Genomic DNA, 15,819 nt, shown 5'->3' on the forward strand with positions numbered 1-15,819 from the left:
GCGTCTGTTAGGGCAGGACCGCTGAGAGGCGTTCCTGGCGGAGGCGGTCGTACCAAGTGTCGTCCATGGTGGGGAGGGGGCCGACGGCCCAGCGGAGGAGGAGGTCGGCGAGGCCGGGGTTGCGGGCGAGGGCGGGGCCGTGGAGGTAGGTGCCGATGATTTTGCCTGCGTGGCAGCCCTCAGTGCCGTCGCCGTTGCCGGTGCCGACGATGGTCTTGGAGAGGGGTTTCACACCGGGGCCGAGATGGGTGACGCCCATGTGGTTCTCGAAGCCGGTCAGGGTGGGGACGCCGAGTTCGGGGTCGACGTCGGCGGCGAGTTCGCCGACGGAACGGCGCTCGCCCCGGCTGGAGCTGATGTCGAGGAGGCCGATGCCGGGCACGGGCTGGCCTTCCTCGCCGCCGAAGACCGACCCCATGATCTGGTAGCCGGCGCAGACGGCGAGCAGGGCGGCGCCGCGCTCGATGGCGCGGTGCAGGCCGCCGTCGCGGCGCAGGCGTTCGGCGCCCAGGATCTGCGGCCGGTCCTCGCCGCCGCCGATCAGGTAGATGTCGCCCTGCTCGGGCACCTGGTCGGAGGAGCGCACGTGCACGGTCTCAACGGGGATCCCCCGCCGCCGAGCCCGCTGCTCCAGCACCAGCACATTCCCCTGATCCCCATAAGTACTCAACAAATCTGGATAAATCCAGACAATTCGCAAGCTACTCTGCACGGCCGAACTCCGTCCGGATCGCCTGGAAGGCGGTGTAGTTGGCGATGACGTCAATCTCCCCCGGCGGCAACGCGTCGACCGCCTGGGTAAAGGAGTCACGAAGAGTGAACGGCACCTCGGCCACGTCAAGCCGGAGCGCCAGATCCAGCCGCCGCTCCCCGGTCACCTGCACCGGACGCCCGTTCAGGATGCGATAGTCCACATCCCACAACCACGACGTGTCCCGCCCGTCAGGCCCCTGCGCGTTGACCGACAGGATGATCGGCCGCGCCGCGCTGGACACGTCGAAGGCCTCCAGCCACCCGGCCGGATTCTTGGCCAGCAGCAGCCGCAACGACCGCCCGTCCCGCTCCACCGTCGTGTACCGCCCGGCCACCGAGGTGACCTCCCGCAGCCGGGGCAGCGCCTGATGCGGCGCGAGCCCGAAGGCTTCCGCGGTCGCCAGCGCGATGGCCGCGTTGGACCGGTTGGCCAACCCGGGCAGCTTCAGGTTGAGCCGCCAGCGCTCCCCCCGGGGATCGATCACGTCCTCGTCGTCGAGCACCCAGTTGGGCTCCGGCCGGTGGAACGTGCACTCCCGGCAGGCCCAGTCCGCCGCCTTACGATCCAGCGGCCCGCCACATTCGGGACAGCACCAGGAGTCCTCCCGCCACCGCTGCCCCCCGGCCACCCAGGTCACCCGGGCCGCCGTGGACGCCCCCCAGGTCACCAGCGGATCGTCGCAGTTGGCGATCACATGCGCCGGTTTCCCGTCCAGCGCCCGCCGCCACTTCTGCGCCAGCAGCCAGATCTCGGCCGCCCGGTCCATCTGGTCCCTGCTCAGGTTCATCAGCACCACGACCCCGGCCTCGGTCGTGTCGAGCACCTCCGGCAGGTACTTCTCGTCCACCTCCAGCACCGCATACGGCGCCGCCTTGTTCGACGACAACGCGGACACGTGCCCGGCGGGCATGTTGGCCCCGAAGGCGTTGCTGGCCACATCGCCCAGCTCGCGCAGGGCGGCGGTGATCAGCCGGGTGGTGGTGGTCTTCCCGTTGGTGGCGCTGACCAGGGCCAGCCGCCGGTCGGCGGCCAGCTTCCGCAGCAGGTCGGGTTCGAGCAGCAGCCCCACCCGGCCCCCGATCACCGATCCGTCGCCGCGCCCGGTGGCCCGGGACAGGGTCGCGGCCGTCCGCCCGAGGGCACTGGCGAGCTGCGCCCGCAGCGGCAACTGGCTCACGGGGCCCTCTCCTCATCGCGCTGGCTCATGCCGAGATCTTAGCCGCGCCAGAAGGTCAAGAAACGGGTGCCTCGGCGAAGGACAGCTCGGCGGGGGTGTCCCCGTCGAACGGCAGCACGAACCGGCGCGGCCAGGACAGCACCGTCTCCAGCCAGCCCGCCCCCATCGTCTGGGCGACGTGCCGGATCCGCTCCCGGGGTTCGACCCCGATGGCGACCGTGACGATGTCCTTCTGGATGCCCTCGTGCTCGTCGTCGCCGAGGATGACCCGCCAGGCCAGCGCCCGGTTCCGGTCCACCTCCATGGACAGCGGATGGTGCCGCAACGCCTTGGCCCGATGCCCGAGCAGCTCGGTCCGCCCCGAGGTCTCCATCCCGCCGTTCACCCCCTGATGCGCGTACGGCCGGCCCGACGCGTCCGTCCCGAACAGCGCGTACTCCATGGTCGGCGCGGGGCTGCGCAGGTTCGGCGCCGGATGCCCGAACGGGAACAGCCGGTCGACCTCGTGCAGCCACCGGATCTGCGGGATCACCCAGGCGGGCCCCGGCCGGTCCCCGGCGGCCATCGGCGGCGTCTCGGTCGCGGCCCCGAGCAGCCCGGCGGCCACCTCGGCGGCCTTCTCGGTCAGCAGCGTCGGGTCGAACCAGGTGCGCAGCGACCACGCCCGCCGCGCCACGCTCCGCTCCACCAGCGTGGCCAGCAGGCACTCCCGCCGCCGCGGCGGCAGCTCCGCCCAGATGTCGGCGAGGATGCGCGGCACCCCCGGCAGCGAACGGTTGGCCACGAACGACAGCAGCACCGTGTCCGTCCAGATCCGCAGCCACGCCCATTCCGGCGCCCCGGCCAGCAGGTCGGCCTCGCGCACCTCGAACAGCGTGCACGCCTTCCCCGTACGGCATTCGCGCCCGCACGCCGCCGACCGCCGCCCGCAGATCGGCGGGGTGGGCCCGAGCAGCACCTGCTCCCGGTCCTCTCCCAGCGGCACCTGGACCCGCAGCGGCCGGTCCATCCCGTCGGCGAACACGGCGGCGAACCCCGGCTGCAGCGAGACGACCTGCCGGGACTGTTCCTCGCTCAGGTTCATGGCCGCGCCCACCAGCTGCCGGTCGTCCTCGGCGGGCAGCCGGTGCATGACCTTCAGCGCGGTGTTCTTGACCACGTCGGAGACCAGCTTGGTGGGGATCTGCTCGGCCACGATGATGCCCTCGCCGTACGCGCGACTCTCGGCCAGCATGCCGGCCAGCAGTTCGACGGCGTGGGTGGAGGCGCGCTGGGCGCCCCGGTCGCGGAGCAGCCGGTGCGCCTCCTCGATCACGATCACGTGCTGCAGGCCGCTGGACTTCTCCTGGCGGGCCCGCATGCGCAGGTGCTCCACGATCCGGATGATCAGCGTGCCCATCAGGAACGCCTTGTCCTCGTCGTTGGCGACGTCCTCGATGGCGAGCACCACGTTGCGCTGGAGCAGGCCGCCGATGTCGGCCGGGTGACCGCCCTCGAAGAACCGCCCGGCGGAGCCGACCCGCAGCGAGCGCAGCCGCAGGGTGATGAAGCCTTCCACGTCGGCCTGGACCTCGTTGCCGTACCCGATCTCCTGGATGACCTCCAGGGCGTGTTGCTGGAGCTGTTCCAGGGTCGGGATGGCGGGCTGCACGGCCGCGCCGGGGATGCCGCCGCCGGTGACGACGTCCCAGCCGTTGGCCTCGTAGACGCGCTGCAGGGCCAGCGACATGATCTGCGGGAACGGCTCCTCGGCGTCGAAGGCGGCCATGAACAGGGCGCGGACCATGTCGATGTGGGCCTGCACGGGGTAGCCGGGCTCGGGGGCGAGTGGGTTGACGCTGAACGGCACGTTGTCGGGGGACGAGGGGTTGATCACGGTCAGCGGAGCGTACTGCTCGACGCGGCCGGCCATGGCGGAGTATTCGGATTTGGCGGGTTCGATGGCCAGCCAGGGGATTCCGGCTCTGGTGAGCTGTTCGAGCAGGTGCCGTACGGTCTGGGATTTGCCGGAGCCGGTCGCGCCGGTGACGAAGGCGTGACGGTTCAGGGTGGCCAGGGGGACGCGGAAGGTGCCGACCGCGCGTTCCTGGCCGTCCATGATCGCACCCAGGTCGATCATCTCGCCGGTGGTGCTGTCGGCTTCGCTGGTGACGTCGAAGAAGCCGGTGTCCAGCACCCGTACGCCGGGGACCTCGCGCCGGGGCAGCCCGGCCAGGGCGGCGAGCGCGCCCGCCGTGGCGGCGAAGGGCGCGGCGGCGCTGTCGGTGGGGTCCTGGAAGTTGACGTTGAGGGCTTCGCTGAAGCCGTAGACGGGCTCGACGGCATTCGGCCGGGCCGGGCCCGCCATGGCGCTGCGCAGCCGGTACGGATGGTGGCTCATCTCCACCGACCCCACCAGAACCGGAGCGATCTGCCGGAGTTCCTCGGGGCCTGCCGCTCCCGCCAGAACCCGGACATTCCACAGCCCGGCCTCGCGGAAGGCGTCCAGCTCCTGCATGCGGCGCTCGGCGCGCTCGGCGTCGTAGCGGGAACGTTCGGAGGCGTCGCCGTACTGGCGGAGCACGTTCAGCTGGGTGCGCAGGTGGGCGACCTCGGCGTCGAGCAGGTCGGTGGGCTCGGCCACGACCACCCAGCCGAACGGGCGGGACATCAGCGTGGTCAGGGTGGACTCGAACAGCGTCGGCTGCTTGGAGTCGTCGGGTTCGGGTTCACGGCGGCCGGCCAGCGGCGGCGCCTGGCGGCCGGGGCAGGGTGTCCAGACCAGGTCGGCGAGGTCGGCCAGCCAGTCGTCGCCGATCTCCACGCCGCGGGCGCCGCCGGGGAACAGCAGCGGCTGCGGCCCGGTGGGCACGACCTCGATCGTGGTGGCGGCCCGGCGCGGCGGGCGTGGCGGCGTCAGCGGCCCGGCGTTGGTGATCAGTTCGAGCGGCGCCCCGGAACCCCGGGACAGCCAGCCGATCACGAACGGCCGGTCCCGCTGCGCGGCGGAGAGAACCGCCGGCAGGACGTTGACGAAGTCCCACTCCGCCGACGACGTACGCGACGGTGCGGTGATCGCCTGAATTCGGTACCACGGCCCGCTCAGGGGGAACGGTTGCATGAGACCCCTCTCTCACAGGCTCTCAAGGTGCTTTGCTGATCATGGTCCCACGCCCATGTTGGCGAACCCGTTACCGTGCCTATAGACGATCAGCGCCCCGGCTTGCGCCAATCCAGCCGAGGAGGCGGCGGCCCCAGATTGGGCGGCGGCGCGTCCTCATCCAGCGCCTCCACCGGTGGCAGCGTCGTCGTGGACGGCCGGATCGCCCGAACCTCCTGCAACGTCGTCTTGGGAAAGGTGAGGATCGCCGGATTCGCGTCAGCGAGCCGGACCTCCCTGCCGTCCGCGGTCGCGTGCGTGACGATCACCGACGTGGTCGGCAGCTGCTGCAACTGGTGGGGTTCGACCAGGAACTCCCTGGAACGATGCATAACCCCTTCCGTGACCGTTCCCGCATTGCGCCCCCATTCAGTGGATTCGGTGATCCCGGCCCGCAGGTCCCCCCGGTCCTTCGGCTCCGATTCGGTACGGCTCGCGCCCACAGTCGAGGTGTAGACCCCGCTACCCCCATTGACCGCAGAACTCACCGACTCGGTGAGCTGGGCCAGCTCCAGCCGATGCTCGGTCCCCACATGCTCGCTCGCCACCCGGGCGTCCTCGGCATTGCCTAATCGCATGAACGCCACCGCCGCGTGCCCCCGCCCGAGCCGCTCCCTGACCGTCGCCGTGAGGCTGCGATAGGTCAGCACGAGCCCGGTCTGCGAGGTCTCGCAGGCGTCCATCAGCCGGTCGAGCACGTCGCCGCGGAGCTTGTCCGCCCCGGCCACGATGATCGTGTGATACCAGGGCCGCTCCGAAGCCGGGGACTGCCGCAGGATGTGGGTGAGCGCGGTCGCCACGTACGTGCCGAGCACCCGGTTGCCGAACACGCCCGCCTGCCGGTCCATGCTGACCACCCGGAGCCGGGCGGGCGGCAGCCGGACGGCTTCGGTGCCGAGCGTCTCCAGCTTGCGTAACTGGGACTCCAGCGCCCAGGCGCGCTCTATCACCACCCGGTCGGCCACGCCCCGGCCGAACAGGGTGCCGATCCGTTCCAGCTGGGTGGCGGTGAGCAGCCCGAACCTGAGGTCGTCGCGCGGATCCCCGACCTGGGCCAGCGCCCGCAGCGCGGCCGTCACCTGGCTGATCGTGGCGGTGTCGCCGAGGACCTCCAGGACACGTTCCAGGATGGCGTTGTCGAAGCCGATGTCGCGGCTGGTCTCCTCGCTGACGCTGACCACGTGCGCGAGCACGTCCGCGAACGCCTCCGGCTTGAGCGTGGCGCCGAGGTCCAGCTTGGGCAGGTCGGAGGGGAGCACCCAGACGAGCGGGTCGTCGCCGCCGCGTTTGGCCAGCTCGATGAGGTCCTTGGCGATCGCGCCCTCGGACAGGTCCAGCACGGTCAGGTGGCCGCCGCTGTACAGGCGGGTGGCGCCGATCAGGGTGATCAGCGCGGACCAGCCCGGGAGCGTTCCGCCGGCCACGTCGACCCGGTCGATCTCGTCGGGCACGGCCACCGCGTACCAGCTGAGCTGCTTGTCGAACAGGGTCTTACGTTCGGTCCACTCGCGGTACTTCTCGGCGTGCTCCTGCTGGGCGGCGAGGTTCTCCCGGTCCTTGCGGGCACGTTCCTTGTCGGTACGGGCCTGGCGTTCCTGGACGCGGATCTGGACGGCGCGGTTGCCCTGGCGGATCGCGTACGAGCAGATCCCGGCGACGCCGCCGGCGGCGACCAGGCCCATGGCGACGAACGACCAGTCGAGCAGGCGGACCAGGCCGAGCAGGACGAAGACCACGGCGAGGCCGGTCATGAAGGTGCGGAATAACTTGACCGGGCGGTTGAGCAGATCCTCCTGGAGTTTCTCCTTGCGCACCCATTCCGGATCGATCTCCGGGAGTTCCAGGTCTTCCCTGGCGGGTCGTTTGGGCGGCGGGCCGGGATCTGGGTGCAGCAGAGCGTACTGCCAGCCCAGGTAGATGCGATCCGCCTGAAGCTGGGCATGCTCCGGGTGCGCGTCGCCCACGAGCCCTCCATGTCCGCCCTGCGTCACAGCGTAGGAGCTGGATCGCCTATCAGGGCAGGGTTCTCGCTATTCGGACGGCTTTCCGGCCAAAGATAGGGACGAATGCGGCGGATGGTTCTGATGTGGGCGTACTACCATCCATTCTCATGACGTCATCCCCTCGTGGCGGCACCCGACGCCGGCGCCCGGTCCTGGTCCCGGTCGCGGCCTTGATCTCGGTGTCGGGCCTGGGGGCGACGGCGGGCTTCGGCGGCTTCGCCGAGGTGCCCAAGGAGCGGCCACCGGCCGTCGCGCAGGGCGTGGTGGTCGATCAGTCGCTGTTCCGGACCCAGTTTCTCAAGGCCGTCGATAAGACCGAAAACGGGGCCCGGGCCGTGGAACTCATCCTCAAGGTGCGCAACATGGGCGAGGAGACCACGAACGTCGGCCTCGTCCCCGAACCCGGCCCCAAGGTCCGCAGGCACGGCGGCTTCGCCAATGCCCTGCTCCGGGTCACCCCGCCGATCGAGACCGACAACGCGCCCCAGGCCTACGTGCTCGGGTACGGCGTGCAGAGCCACCAGCTGCACCCCGGCATCACCCACACCGTGGTGGTCCGCTACGACCTCAAGCCCGGCGCCGTGCCCCCCGCCCAGATCACCATCGACGTGGGCGGCTTCGTGCTGGCCACGATCAGCCGCCGCGACCAGCGCGAGCTCTGGCAGATCGCACCCAAGCGCGAGCTGCCGCAGGGCGCCGGTCAGGAGGACGACCCGGTCGAACCCGCCGTGATCGCCCAGGTGACCCTGCCGGTCCGCCCGGAGGAGGGCTGATGGTGACCACCGAGGTCCGGCCCGCCGCGGCCGTCGAATCCGCTCCCGCGAAGGCGCCCTTCCTGACCAGGACAGGCCGGTTCGTCCTCGGCGTCGCCCTCGCCGCCGCGGCCGTGTACGCGCAGAGCCTGGCCATGCCGTTCGAGCAGAAGGGATCGTTCCTGACCCGCCACGGGAGCGTCGGCCAGATCGTGTCCGCCGACCGGTTCAACGCCCGGGTGAGCAAGGTGACCGCCGCCAAGGCGGTGGACACCAGGGACGTGTCCGGCAAGACGGCCAAGGTGCAGACCAGCCACGTGTTCCTGGTCCTGGACGTGTCCGGCACCGTGGACAAGGAACCCCTGAAGCTGGGCTCGTTCGACGTATGGCTGCACTCCGGCGACGGCAGGCGATACCTGGCCACCGACAAGGTGGACTCGAGCCTGACCTTGGTCGGGAGATGGCTCCAGGCGGGCTGGTGGATCAGCGGGCCGCTGGTCTTCGAGGTGCCGAAGGAGGCGCTGGCGGGGGCGAAGCTGGTGATCACGACACCGAGCAGCGCATTCGTGGAGGACACGTTCGCGCCCGAGGCGGAGATCGATCTCGGGCTCTCCGACGCGGCCGCCGCGAAGCTGGCCGCCGAGGCGCAGGAGTTTCACTCATTGGTCGGCGCGGGTTCGTGAGCGGAGGGGTGATGGACGGACGGGACTCCGGCGACGACACGCGGGGCTGGTTCGTGCCACCACCGACCCAGCCGTCGGACCTGGACATCACCTACGCGGGGCCGCTGCCGTCGCTGGCGCCGCCGTTGCGCGGGCGACGGATCCCCCCGCAGGACCGGCAGGTCTGGCCGCCACCCCCGCCGCCCCCGGAGGACGACGAGGGGTACTCGACCCAGCCATTCCCGATCGTCGCGGCCGAGCGGCGTCCGCTGCCGCCGCAGACCCTGCCGATCCCCACGCCTGAGCCCGCGCCTGAGCCCACCGCGCCCCCGCGCCGGGGCAGGAGCGTGGCCCTGCGCAGTGCGGGCGCTTTTCTCGCGGTGCTGCTCGCCGTCGGCATTCCCACCTATGTCGGATACCGGGCCTACGTCTACGGAACTGGAGAAGCAGACATCGTCCATGTGGTGCAGCCCGGTGCCACCGGCGAGTTCCGCCATGTCGCCTGGCAGGCGAGCGTGGAACGCATCCCCGATCCGTCCGGCAAACCCGAATTACCGGAAAGGCAGTGGGTCCGGCTGGTCATCACCAGGACCGCCCAGGACGCCGAGGGCGCGATCCGGCACGGCACCCCCAAGGTGGACCTGCGCGACGGCGCCGGGCGTTCCTGGCGCACCGAGTCCCTGAGCGACGAGACCCCGCCGGAGACGGCCGACAACCGGATCGGGCAGCCATACCGGATGGAACTGGTCGCGGTGGTCCCGCCAGCCGTGGCCGACACCGTCGAGGTGCACCTGCGGCCGAGCAACTACCGGAGCGTTCCCGGGCAGTCGGTGGAGGACATGCTCAAGGAGTCGGAGCAGCGGGACGAGCCGGATCAGGACGTGCTGCGCTTCCTCCGCTGACGCGGTCCCGGGTGGCGGCCAGGTCGAAGGTGGCGGCGATCAGGGCCATCGAGACCAGGGTGACCACCAGGTCGACCACGAAGGAGACCGGCACGTCGGTGACCATCCAGAGGTAGGGGCCGCCCGCCGTCAGGTAGGCGCCCGCCCTGGCCAGGAAGTCGCCCCCGATGTGCAGTCCCACGTACAGCAGGGCGAACAGGCCGAACAGCGGCGCGCCGCCGCGGACGGTCATCCGGAGCGAGTTCAGGAGCGGGATCCAGCGGGAGGTGAAACCGCCGGTGAGCTTGCCCAGGGTTGCCCGGGTCAGGCTGTGGGTGCGTTCCACCCGGGCCGCGGCCGACTCCAGCCGGGTGCCCCTGATCGTGGTCTGGGTGTCCGCCGCGTACGCGCCGTACACCAGGATGCCGACGGTGAGCCAGGCCAGCGGGAACGCGAGCCCGCTCAGGATGAGCGGCCAGACGTCCGACCAGAAGGTATCCCAGCCGGGGATGACCTTCCCGGCCTCCTCCGTCCAGCCGTGCCAGGTGGTGACGGCGGCGCGGCTGCCGATCCAGTCGGCCCGCAGCTTGACCAGGGCGACGGTGGCGGTCAGGCCGTAGAAGACGAAGGCCAGTTCGCCGAAGGTGGCGAGGATCCCGGAGAACCGCCCCTCGTTCGCCTCGTGCCGCCGCCCGAAGTAGGTCTTCAGCAGGAAGGCCACCACCATGGCGGCCAGCGAGATGCGCACGTCCAGCGCGGTCAGGCCCTCCCCGAGCTGGCTCTCCCGCCCGGCGAACCGGTCCGCGATCTCCCGGTCCGGCATCAGGGCGCGGTCGACGTTCTCGAAGTCGCGCAGGTCCTGGTCGACGAAACCCCAGGTCATGTAGAGGCCGGCGAAGACCAGCGCGGTCCGGTTGAGCGCGCCGAAGATCGATTCCTTGCCCTCTTCCGCGGCCCGGCGGGCCCGGGTCTCCAGCAGCGCCTCGCGCAGCGTGTAGAGCATGCCGACCACGGTGGCCAGCGACACCATGACCACCAGCGTGAACAGGAACAGCACGCCGACCAGGCGGGCCTGGTACCAGGAACCATAGGAGAGGTGGGCCGCCGCGAACATCAGGCCCCAGCGCACCAGCCGGCCGAGCGCGAACCACAACACCAGTCCGGGCAGACAGCGCAGGAGCAGCCGGAACGTGTGCACCGGCAGCGTGAACGCTGACGGCGCCCTCTCAATCACGGACGTTTCGGACATCCGCGTTATGGTAGCGAAGAGCCCTACCGGGTTGGTCAAATTTCGACAACCGGCCATCGGGGTGCTCTCGTCTCGCCTGTCGCTGATGCGATGATGCGCGGCAGGGCGTACGGATCGGGGGCCGGAGTGGGCACGGACGCGGGGCGGAGTCCCGGCTTTCTGCTGTGGCGGGCCACGCAGCGGTGGCAGCGGGAGATCAACGCGGCCCTGCAAGTGGTGGGGCTCTCGCATGTGCAGTTCGCGCTGCTGGTGGACCTGTGGTGGTTCGATCACCAGGGGCGCAGGCCGACCCCGCGCGAGCTGGCCGAGCATGCGACCGTGGACGACATGATGACCAGCCAGGTGATCCGCGTTCTGGAGGTCAAGGGGCTGCTGACCAGGGAGATCGACCCCACCGAGGAGCGGCGGCGAGTACTGGCGATCACCGATGAGGGGCGGCGGCTGGCCGAGCGCGCGGCCGAGATCGTGGACGGCGTCGACCGGCAGGTGTTCCACGTGGCCGGGCCGGAGAACGCGCTGATCGACGTTCTGGACGAGCTCGCGAAAAGCCCGGCCCCCTAGAGCAGGAAGCCGGGCTCTTCAGCGTGCGGATCAGACGGCGACGGCCAGCTGGGCGACCTCGCCGAGCTTGGCCTCCACCGCGATGTCCTTGGTGACCCCGCCGCCCGCGATGATGCGGACGGTCCAGTTGCCCGGGGCCGCGAAGAAGCGGAAGATGCCCTCGTCGGAGACGACGACCTCGCCGGTGAACTCACCGGAGTGGTCGAGCAGCCGCGCGTACGCGGTGCCGGCGCCGGAGACGACGCCCTGGATCACGGTCTGCGTGGCCAGATCGATGCCGGCCGGCAGAGCCGCGGTCTGCTCAGGCGCGGCGCAACCCTGAACTGTCATCGGGCCTCTCCCAGTTCCACGGGGACGCCCACCAGCGACCCGTACTCGGTCCACGAACCGTCGTAGTTCTTCACGTTGGCCTGGTCGAGCAGCTCGTGCAGCACGAACCAGGTGTGCGCGGAGCGCTCGCCGATGCGGCAGTAGGCGATGGTGTCCTTGCCGAAGTCGACGCCCGCCTCGCCGTACAGCGCCTTGAGCTCGTCGTCGGAGCGGAAGGTGCCGTCGTCGTTCGCGGCCTTGGACCACGGGATGTTACGGGCGGTCGGGATGTGCCCGGCGCGCTGCGCCTGCTCCTGCGGGAGGTGCGCGGGAGCCAGCAGGCGGCCGGTGAACTCGTCGGGCGAGCGCACGTCGACCAGGTTCAGCTTGCCGATGGCGGCCACGGCCTCGTCGCGGAAGGCGCGGATGGTCAGGTCCTGCTCGGTGGCGGTGTAGCTGGTCGCCGGGCGCTCGGGCACGTCCTTGACCAGCTCGCGGGAGTCCAGCTCCCACTTCTTGCGGCCACCGTCCAGGAGCTTGACGTCCTGGTGGCCGTAGAGCTTGAAGTACCAGTACGCGTAAGCCGCGAACCAGTTGTTGTTGCCACCGTAAAGGACCACGGTGTCGTCGTTGCCGATGCCGCGGGCCGAGAGGAGGGCCTCGAAGCCCGCCTTGTCGACGAAGTCACGGCGGACGGGGTCCTGGAGGTCCTGCTTCCAGTCGACCTTGACCGCGCCACGGATGTGGCCCTTGTCGTAGGCGCTGGCATCCTCATCGACCTCGACCAGGACAATGTTCGGGGTGTCCAGGTTGGCTTCCACCCAGTCGGCGTCCACCAGGGCGGCGGAGCGGCTCATTGAATTCTCCCAGGTTGTAGACGGCGGATGATCAGGAAAACTTCGCAGCCCAGGCAGAAGCCGAAGGCGGCGTTGAGGAAGGCGGCCAGCAGTGCCGCTGCTGTCGCACCCAGGGCCAGAGGAGTGACTCCGGTCGCGAAACCGATCAGGCCCAACAACGCGAAGGCCATGCCCACGCCTTGCGCGAATCGGGGCGGCGCCGGGTCCTCCAGCTCGCTTGGCGGTCCCAGCCTTGGCCGTACGAAATGCTTGAAAACAAGCACATACGGTGCGGCGACGAAGGCGCCGAGGGCGAAGACCACCGCCTGGGCGGCGAGCAGCCAGGGGCTGCCCGTGATCAGGACGAGTGCGAGAACCAGAGTTGTGACGGCCGCGCCGAAGCGAAGGCCTCGGGGATCAACCTGCATCGTGGGATGCTCCTGACGGGATTTCGCGACTGCGGCGTGGTGTGGGACGCCGCGGGAATCACCCTCAGGCCTAGCGACAGAGTGCGGTGGCGACGCGGCAGAAGTCCACCGCGCGCCGCTTCGTGAGCAGCTCTGTCGTGGGAGTCATGTGCACGACAGTACCTTTCGTCTCGCCATCTGTCACTTCCCGTCCGCGTGTTGAGACGTTGTGTCCACATTGGGGAGGACGGCGAGGCCCAGCGCCGCGATGACGTCGGCTTTTCTGGGCAGCCCGGAAGCTCTTTTCACGATATTTCCGGAACTGTCGAGGATGAGGGTGGTGGGGGTGCGGAGCACGTCGAAGGTGCGCACCAGGTCCAGCCGGGATTCGGCGTCGATCTCGATGTGCCGCACGCCCGGGACCATCCCGGCGACCTCGCCGAGCACCCGCCGGGTGGCCCGGCACGGCGCGCAGAACGCGGTCGAGAACTGCACCAGCGTCGCCCGCTCCCCCAGCGGCTCACCGAAGTCCACGCGGGCCTCTTTCACCTTCGCCGCACGCCACCGGCCATCGCGGCGCCGCAGGACCAAGCCCAGCAACGTCCCGGCGACCAGCGTCACACCGAGCAGCACCAAACCGTTCATCCCCATCGGCAACCAGGAACCCCCGGGAGGAATTCCCCGGGGGTTCCCTAACCACGCGGTGAGACACGGCTCTCACGACGCGGGAGTCGGCACGCCGTCCTGCGGGATGGGCACGGCGACGATGAGCTCCCCGCTCCGGGTGATCAGCTCGAAGCGGTCGATTTGTTCGATCTGGTACTCCGAGGAGCCGGGTGGCAGGTGCGCCTTCCCGCCCCTGTAGTCGGCCTTCTTCACCGTCCAGCTGGAGACCGGCGAGACGGTCCCCCGCCGATCGACGGCGACCAGGCGGCAGGCCGTGCCGATCGGGACGCCGGCCAGCTCGATCTCCACCCGGGTGCCGCCCTCCGCGGCGACCAGGCCAAGCGTCAGCCTGACCTTTCCCGCTCTGCCCTCGAACCGGATCGGATCGTCCTGCGGCAGGGACAGGATCTCCGGCGAGGACATCACGTCAGGAGCGAGCGAGGCGTCCGGCGCGACCTTGCTCGCGAGGGCGTCGTCCTGCGGCGCCAACGAACGGGCGGCCGCCTCGGGCGCGGCTCCCGCCGCGCTGCTCGTCTCCGGGCTCGAGTTCAGCGTCGTCGACAGCACCGCACCGCCCACCGCGACCACCACGATCGAGGCGGCCAGCGAGAGCAGCAGCCGGGACCGCTTGTGCCGCTTCGCCGAGGCGGCGAGCAGCCGGTCGAGCACCGCCCGGGGCGGGCGCGCGGCCAGCGTGATGTCGCCCGCGCTGACCCGGCCGAGCATGGTGGGCAGGCCGGACAGCTCGGCCATCTCCTGGGCGCACTCCGGGCACACGTCCAGGTGCGCCTCCACGGCCGCCGCTTCCTCCGGGTCGAGCGCGCCGAGCACGTACACACCGAGGGACAAGCGGACTTCCTCACAGGTCATGGCGCCAGCCCCCGTTCTTCCAGGGCAAGCTTGAGCGCGCGAAGCGCGTAGTACGTGCGTGATTTGACCGTTCCAGGCGGGATGCCCAGGGACTCCGACGCCTCCTTCACGGACTGGCCTCCGTAGTACACGGCCAGTAACACCTCTCGATGTTCGGTACGGAGCGACGCGAGCGCCTCAGCAATCGCCCATGATTCGACGGCCTTGTCCAGTTCATCGTCGGCGGGCAGCACGGCCAGGGCGTCGTCGCCGGTCTCCGGGGGGCGCGACTTGCGGGCCCGGTGCTGGTCCACCACCAGGTTGCGGGCGACCGTGAACAGCCACGCGCGGACCGGGCGGTCGGCCACCGGCTTTCGCCAGGCCCGGAGGATCGTCTCCTGCACGATGTCCTCCGCCCTGCCTGGGTCGCCCGTCAGTCGCACCACGTAGCCGTAAAGTGGCCCGGCGTGGTCGTCGAACAGAGCCCGGACGAGCTCCTCGTCTGCGGTGCCGGCTGGACTCACATCTTCAAGACGTACCGGCCGGTCGCCTGGTTCAACTCCGGAGGGGAACATCACTGGCCGTGCCCTGGAGCAGCAGGCCGGCCTCGGTGGGGCTGACCTTGGTGAGCTTGAGGTTGAGCGGAAGGTCCTTGATCGGGATGGTGAAGGAGACCAGGCGTTCCGCGTTGGGCACGGGCACGCCGCCGGCGATCTTGACGCTCTCCGGGGTGACCCGGATCGCGTCCTTGACCAGCGCGACCTTCATGTCGGCGGTGACGGGGACGGTCTGGCCGAGCACGGTGAGGTTGCCGGAGATCTGGACGGTGTTGTTGTTCCCGCCGTTGACCTTGATGCCGCGGGGGGCGCGGGCGTCCAGGGTTTTGTACGAGACGACGACGGAACCGGTGACGCGCTCCGCGCGCAGGTCCACGGATTCGGCGTTCTGGATGAGGTCCATGAGGGGGGCCTGCACGCCGTACAGCGTGGCGTTGACGCTGGACAGGGAGACACCCTCCTGGGTGATGTCGCCCATCTCGATGGTGACCTCCTCGTAGCGGCCGGCGATGGCCTGGGTGAGGAAGGGGATGCCGTTGACGGTGACCGTGGGGGTGGCGGACAGGTCGTACGCCGCCTCGATCTGGCGGGCCACCTCGCGTTGCACCCCGACGACCGCGACCCGGTCGAGAACGACCAGCACGATGGCCAGCAGGAGGACCGACACCAATATCTTCCGCACCGTGATCCTCCGGGGGACGCTTTGTGATCCAGACTAGCCCCCGGCAAAGGGGGGCAAAACCTCCACGACAGCCCCTTCGGGCAGGTCCACTGTGTACGGATCCCGCGTCCCGGCAGGATTGCCATCGACCAGGAACGAACACCTCCCCACGACCCTAGCCAGATCCGGATTTTGTGTGATTTTGGTTACAAGTTCACCCAAAGTATCCGCGTCAAAACTTGCCTCGGCTACCCCGGCCGCTTCCTTCGCCGCAGCCCAGAAACGCACGGTTCCCGTTGCCATACGCCACTCCCGTCACAGAATCCGTCACCCGATGTGAGCAAAGGATTACGGTG

The 15,819-nt window shown here is 70.0% G+C and carries 18 protein-coding genes; 4 read left to right on the forward strand and 14 right to left on the reverse strand.

Going from position 1 to position 15,819, the window contains the following annotated elements; translation table 11 throughout:
- Nucleotides 1–7: 7 nt before the first annotated feature.
- From Amac_RS18185 to Amac_RS18200, 4 genes are all read right to left on the reverse strand, one after another.
- Nucleotides 8–712 carry a type 1 glutamine amidotransferase gene (locus tag Amac_RS18185; RefSeq protein WP_155355574.1) on the reverse strand — a complete coding sequence of 235 codons (705 nt, stop codon included), beginning with the start codon at nt 710–712 and terminating at the stop codon, nt 8–10.
- A complete protein-coding gene (locus Amac_RS18190; RefSeq protein ID WP_155343227.1) occupies nt 702–1,931 on the reverse strand; it encodes a MurT ligase domain-containing protein in 1,230 nt (409 codons plus the stop codon). Before Amac_RS18190 ends, Amac_RS18185 begins: the two co-directional genes overlap by 11 nt.
- 55 nt (nt 1,932–1,986) lie before the next feature.
- Nucleotides 1,987–5,031: an ATP-binding protein gene (locus Amac_RS18195; protein ID WP_155355575.1), complete on the reverse strand. Its 3,045-nt coding sequence runs from the start codon at nt 5,029–5,031 to the stop codon at nt 1,987–1,989.
- Between the two features lie 89 nt (nt 5,032–5,120).
- Nucleotides 5,121–7,034: a hypothetical protein gene (locus Amac_RS18200; protein ID WP_155355576.1), complete on the reverse strand. Its 1,914-nt coding sequence runs from the start codon at nt 7,032–7,034 to the stop codon at nt 5,121–5,123.
- Nucleotides 7,035–7,180: 146 nt separating this feature from the next.
- Here Amac_RS18200 and Amac_RS18205 point away from each other — a divergent pair, with 146 nt between their 5' ends.
- From Amac_RS18205 to Amac_RS18215, 3 genes are read left to right on the forward strand one after another with little or no spacing between them, the layout of a single operon-like run.
- On the forward strand, nt 7,181–7,846 hold the full coding sequence (locus tag Amac_RS18205) for a hypothetical protein (protein ID WP_155355577.1): 666 nt from the start codon (nt 7,181–7,183) through the stop codon (nt 7,844–7,846).
- Nucleotides 7,846–8,508 carry a DUF4352 domain-containing protein gene (locus Amac_RS18210; protein WP_155355578.1) on the forward strand — a complete coding sequence of 221 codons (663 nt, stop codon included), beginning with the start codon at nt 7,846–7,848 and terminating at the stop codon, nt 8,506–8,508. Before Amac_RS18205 ends, Amac_RS18210 begins: the two co-directional genes overlap by 1 nt.
- Before the next feature lie 11 nt (nt 8,509–8,519).
- Nucleotides 8,520–9,389, forward strand: coding sequence for a hypothetical protein (locus tag Amac_RS18215; protein ID WP_155355579.1), 870 nt, complete (start codon nt 8,520–8,522; stop codon nt 9,387–9,389).
- Here the strand turns inward: Amac_RS18215 and Amac_RS18220 are convergent.
- Nucleotides 9,331–10,617 carry a hypothetical protein gene (locus Amac_RS18220; protein WP_155355580.1) on the reverse strand — a complete coding sequence of 429 codons (1,287 nt, stop codon included), beginning with the start codon at nt 10,615–10,617 and terminating at the stop codon, nt 9,331–9,333. The genes Amac_RS18215 and Amac_RS18220 overlap by 59 nt on opposite strands.
- 90 nt (nt 10,618–10,707) lie before the next feature.
- Between Amac_RS18220 and Amac_RS18225 the strand changes: the two genes are divergently transcribed.
- Nucleotides 10,708–11,178 (forward strand): MarR family winged helix-turn-helix transcriptional regulator, encoded by a 471-nt coding sequence (locus Amac_RS18225; RefSeq protein ID WP_246268442.1) that lies wholly within the window; start codon nt 10,708–10,710, stop codon nt 11,176–11,178.
- 30 nt (nt 11,179–11,208) lie between these two features.
- On the opposite strand, the gene Amac_RS18230 is transcribed toward Amac_RS18225, so the two are convergent.
- From Amac_RS18230 to Amac_RS18265, 9 genes are all read right to left on the reverse strand, one after another.
- Nucleotides 11,209–11,508, reverse strand: a complete 300-nt coding sequence (locus tag Amac_RS18230; protein ID WP_155355581.1) for a DUF1416 domain-containing protein — start codon at nt 11,506–11,508, stop codon at nt 11,209–11,211.
- Nucleotides 11,505–12,344 carry a sulfurtransferase gene (locus tag Amac_RS18235; RefSeq protein ID WP_155355582.1) on the reverse strand — a complete coding sequence of 280 codons (840 nt, stop codon included), beginning with the start codon at nt 12,342–12,344 and terminating at the stop codon, nt 11,505–11,507. Before Amac_RS18235 ends, Amac_RS18230 begins: the two co-directional genes overlap by 4 nt.
- Nucleotides 12,341–12,751 carry a DUF4395 domain-containing protein gene (locus Amac_RS18240; RefSeq protein WP_155355583.1) on the reverse strand — a complete coding sequence of 137 codons (411 nt, stop codon included), beginning with the start codon at nt 12,749–12,751 and terminating at the stop codon, nt 12,341–12,343. The genes Amac_RS18235 and Amac_RS18240 overlap by 4 nt, the downstream gene beginning before the upstream one ends.
- A gap of 70 nt (nt 12,752–12,821) precedes the next feature.
- Nucleotides 12,822–12,899 (reverse strand): putative leader peptide, encoded by a 78-nt coding sequence (locus Amac_RS57955; protein ID WP_373869571.1) that lies wholly within the window; start codon nt 12,897–12,899, stop codon nt 12,822–12,824.
- Between the two features lie 32 nt (nt 12,900–12,931).
- Complete coding sequence (locus Amac_RS18245; protein ID WP_155355584.1) at nt 12,932–13,375, reverse strand: TlpA family protein disulfide reductase; 444 nt, start codon at nt 13,373–13,375, stop codon at nt 12,932–12,934.
- Nucleotides 13,376–13,447: 72 nt separating this feature from the next.
- The gene (locus tag Amac_RS18250; protein WP_155355585.1) at nt 13,448–14,266 is read right to left on the reverse strand and encodes an anti-sigma factor family protein; all 819 of its coding nucleotides are present in this window, start codon (nt 14,264–14,266) and stop codon (nt 13,448–13,450) included.
- Nucleotides 14,263–14,769 carry a sigma-70 family RNA polymerase sigma factor gene (locus Amac_RS18255; protein ID WP_246268443.1) on the reverse strand — a complete coding sequence of 169 codons (507 nt, stop codon included), beginning with the start codon at nt 14,767–14,769 and terminating at the stop codon, nt 14,263–14,265. Before Amac_RS18255 ends, Amac_RS18250 begins: the two co-directional genes overlap by 4 nt.
- 31 nt (nt 14,770–14,800) lie before the next feature.
- A complete protein-coding gene (locus tag Amac_RS18260) occupies nt 14,801–15,484 on the reverse strand; it encodes an LmeA family phospholipid-binding protein (RefSeq protein ID WP_170322546.1) in 684 nt (227 codons plus the stop codon).
- Nucleotides 15,485–15,517: 33 nt separating this feature from the next.
- Nucleotides 15,518–15,766, reverse strand: coding sequence for a MoaD/ThiS family protein (locus Amac_RS18265; protein WP_155355587.1), 249 nt, complete (start codon nt 15,764–15,766; stop codon nt 15,518–15,520).
- Nucleotides 15,767–15,819: the final 53 nt, after the last annotated feature.

Origin of the sequence: Acrocarpospora macrocephala (assembly GCF_009687865.1) — a bacterium.
Classification (GTDB): Bacteria; Actinomycetota; Actinomycetes; order Streptosporangiales; family Streptosporangiaceae; genus Acrocarpospora; species Acrocarpospora macrocephala.